This window comes from Ancylomarina sp. (genome assembly GCF_041555295.1).
GTDB lineage: Bacteria > Bacteroidota > Bacteroidia > Bacteroidales > Marinifilaceae > Ancylomarina.
The window spans coordinates 1-3,375 of the sequence record NZ_JBFFKR010000326.1 but is presented as its reverse complement, the minus strand read 5'-3'; the positions used below and the strand labels follow the sequence as shown (position 1 = coordinate 3,375).

The following is a 3,375-nucleotide window of genomic DNA, read 5'->3' as shown; positions in this document are numbered from 1 at the left end:
CCTTCATCAGCAACAAGCGTTAGAGTAGCTTTGTCAGATTCGATTTCAGCAATCTCTTGTTCCTTTTCAACAATATCGCCATCGGCTACAAACCAATTGGCAATTTCAACTTCTGATATGGATTCTCCCGGACTGGGAATCTTTATTTCAAGCATGTTTTGATATTATTTATTGTTGTTTTGTTTTTGTTCCTTTTTCTCAAACTTTATCCTTTAACCTTCGATACTTTTTCCTTTAATTAAACTACATCAGTAATTTACTTTTTTTGTCTTGGAAATATTCATGTTGGCGGTGGATATCCTCTTTCGAGCTACCAACCACACATTGTAAACCACAATATTTTAATTTTCTGTCACAATCGCATCTTCTAAAAACTTTACGGATAATTTCATTTTGACCGATATTATGAATTTTAGCAAGACCTGTTGCTGGACTACCACTAGCTAGTCGTGCTATTGGTGTCAACTTAACATTCTTAATATTGTAGTTAATAAATTGCCAAGGCCCCATATTTTCAGGTTCTTCCTGCACCCAAAGATTTAGAAGAGCTTTAGGATATTGTGCCAACACATCATCAACCTGTTTTTGAGGGAAAGGATATAGTTGTTCGATACGAATAAGAGCCACATCTTGTGCATTCAATTCATTTTTCTTAGCTAGCAAATCGTAATAGATTTTACCTGAGCAGAACACCACGCGACTCACTTCTTCAGCAATCACATTCGTGTCATCAATCACTTCCTGAAATTTTCCTTCAGCTAATTCGTCCATTGTGGAAACACAGTTGGCATTTCGAAGTAAGCTCTTAGGTGTGAAGCAAATTAAAGGAATTCGAATATCCCGCTTAACCTGACGACGCAAAGCATGATAATGATTTGCTGGTGTTGTCGGGTTAATTACTTGCATATTGTTGTTGGCGCAAAGCGTAAGGAAACGCTCAATTCTTGAACTTGAATGCTCGGCTCCTTGTCCTTCGTAACCATGTGGTAATAGAAGAACCAGACCATTTTTAACGCCCCACTTATCTTCACCCGAACTGATGTATTGATCGATAACGGCTTGAGCAACATTGTGGAAGTCGCCAAATTGAGCTTCCCAAATGGTAAGACCTGATGGATGTGCTAAAGCGTAACCGTATTCGAAACCCAGAACGGCATATTCACTTAAATGTGAGTTGTAGATATGACAGGGTGCTTGATTCTCGCTAACATGTTTCAGCGGGAAATATTTTTCTGCAGAATCGTGAATCGTTAGTGATGCATGACGGTGTGAGAAAGTTCCGCGTTCCGAATCCTGACCACTAATTCTTACGCCATGTCCTTCATCGACTAAACTTGCATAGGCCAGGAGTTCTCCCATCGCCCAGTCTAATCGATTTTCGCTAACCATTTTCTTACGATCAGCCATTAACTTGCCTACTTTTTTGAAAAACTCGATGTTTTCTGGTAGAGTCGTTATTCTATCAGCTAATTGAAGCAACTTGCTCTTCTCAGTTTTGAAAGCTGGTGTTTCTACAAAATCGGCATCTTTAGAATAGCGAATATCCTTATAATAATCCCCTAAGAATGGCTGGATGTATAGCTTCTTAATATTTTTTGAATCCTCAAACTTTTCGTTTAGAAAATTATTGTATTCTGTAACGAGTTCCTTAAGATTCTCCGATTTGTATATTCCTTTACTGATTAAGTAATCACCGTAAATATCTCTTGGATTTTTATGCTTGGCAATTTGATCGTATAATAAAGGTTGAGTAAAACGAGGCTCATCACCTTCGTTATGACCATACTTTCGGTACGATAAAATATCAATGAACACATCAGTTTTGAATTCCTGACGGTATTCCATTGCTAAGCCAATTGTGTAAATTAATGCTTCAACATCGTCACCATTAATGTGGAAAACAGGACATCGGGTTACCTTAGCGACGTCAGTACAATACGTACTCGAACGGGCATCCAGATAGTTTGTTGTAAAACCAATTTGATTATTAATAACCAAATGAATCGTTCCACCAGTTCTGTATGCCTGAAGTTCTGCCATTTGGATGGTTTCGTATACGATACCTTGAGCAGCAATTGCAGCATCACCATGAATAATGATTGGAACTAATTTGTTTTCGTCACCCTTATAATCATTATCAATTTTCGAACGGGAAATACCTTCAACAACAGCGCCTACAGTTTCCAGGTGTGATGGGTTGGGTGTCAAATGAAGTTTAATCTGATTACCATCATCAGTCTTAACCGTATTACCATAGCCTAAGTGGTATTTTACATCACCAAGTGCGATATCATCTTCAAATTCTTCGCCAACAAATTCCTTGAAAATATTCTCATAAGGTTTCTCAATAATATTAGCAAGAACATTCAAACGACCACGGTGTGCCATACCAAAAATAAACTCTTCAACTCCCAACTGAGCTCCTTTTTCAATTAAGGCATCAAGTGCAGGAATTAGAGTTTCGGTTCCTTCAAGAGAGAAACGCTTTTGTCCGACGAATTTTTTATGTATAAAGTTCTCAAAACCAACTGCTAGTTTTAAGTGGTAGTAGATATGCTTGCGTTGTTCATCAGTGAAATTTGGATTATTTCTGCTGGTTTCCATCTTTTTTTGAAGCCACTTAACTTTGTCTGGTGTACGTAGGTAGAGATACTCAACTCCCACAGAATGACAATAAGTCTCTTGAAGATGTTCCAGAATGTCTTTAAGTTTTGATGGACCAATTCCCAATTCATTCCCAGCTTGGAAAACTATTTCCATATCGGCCTGAGAAAGCTCAAAGTTTTCAATGTCGAGAGTAGGGAAGTACTTACGTCGAACACGAACAGGGTTCGTTTTGGTAAATAAGTGTCCTCGCTGACGAAAAGCCTGAATCATGTTGATCACATTGAATTCTTTACTCATCGATTCAGCAGGAAGAGAGCTTAATTTTTCCGTTTGAGGTTTGCTTGGGAATTTTTCAGAAGCAAAGTCAAAGCCCTGGAAGAATTTTTGCCACGATTCTTCAACCGAGTTTGGGTCTTTTTTATAGGATTGGTATAAGTCATCGATGAATTCGATTTCGCTATTACCTAAAAAACTGAATTTATCCATAAAGTTATTAAGTTGTTGGGGTCAAGTTTTGTTTTTTTGTTCTGATTCAATCTACAGGATGTAATGCCTTTAAAACTGTTTAGAGGATGGTTTTTAAGTTGTATTCTCTAAATCGTTAAAGCTCATTTTCTGTCTATAAATAGATGTATTAAATTATAAAAAATAATTAAGAAAGCCTGTACACTAACAAATGTATTAAAATTGAGTTTTATCCGAATGTTTATAAAGGATTAAAAGATTAAAAAATCATCTTTTTTTTTAATCAGCACATAGAGGTTTTCT

Annotated in this window: 2 protein-coding genes; both read right to left on the bottom strand. The window is 36.9% G+C overall.

The window, feature by feature from the left end; genetic code table 11:
* The coding region (locus ABY905_RS15370; protein ID WP_372645458.1) for a lipoyl domain-containing protein at positions 1 to 155 on the bottom strand (155 nt) is incomplete at its 3' end.
* Positions 156 to 243: 88 nt separating this feature from the next.
* Positions 244 to 3,093 (bottom strand): 2-oxoglutarate dehydrogenase E1 component, encoded by a 2,850-nt coding sequence (locus ABY905_RS15365; protein ID WP_372645457.1) that lies wholly within the window; start codon positions 3,091 to 3,093, stop codon positions 244 to 246.
* Positions 3,094 to 3,375 lie beyond the last annotated feature (282 nt).

What these genes read in the sequence shown, in the direction of transcription:
- ABY905_RS15365 (WP_372645457.1), bottom strand. Translation starts at nt 3,093, where the DNA reads ATGGATAAATTCAGTTTTTTAGGTAATAGCGAAATCGAATTCATCGAT.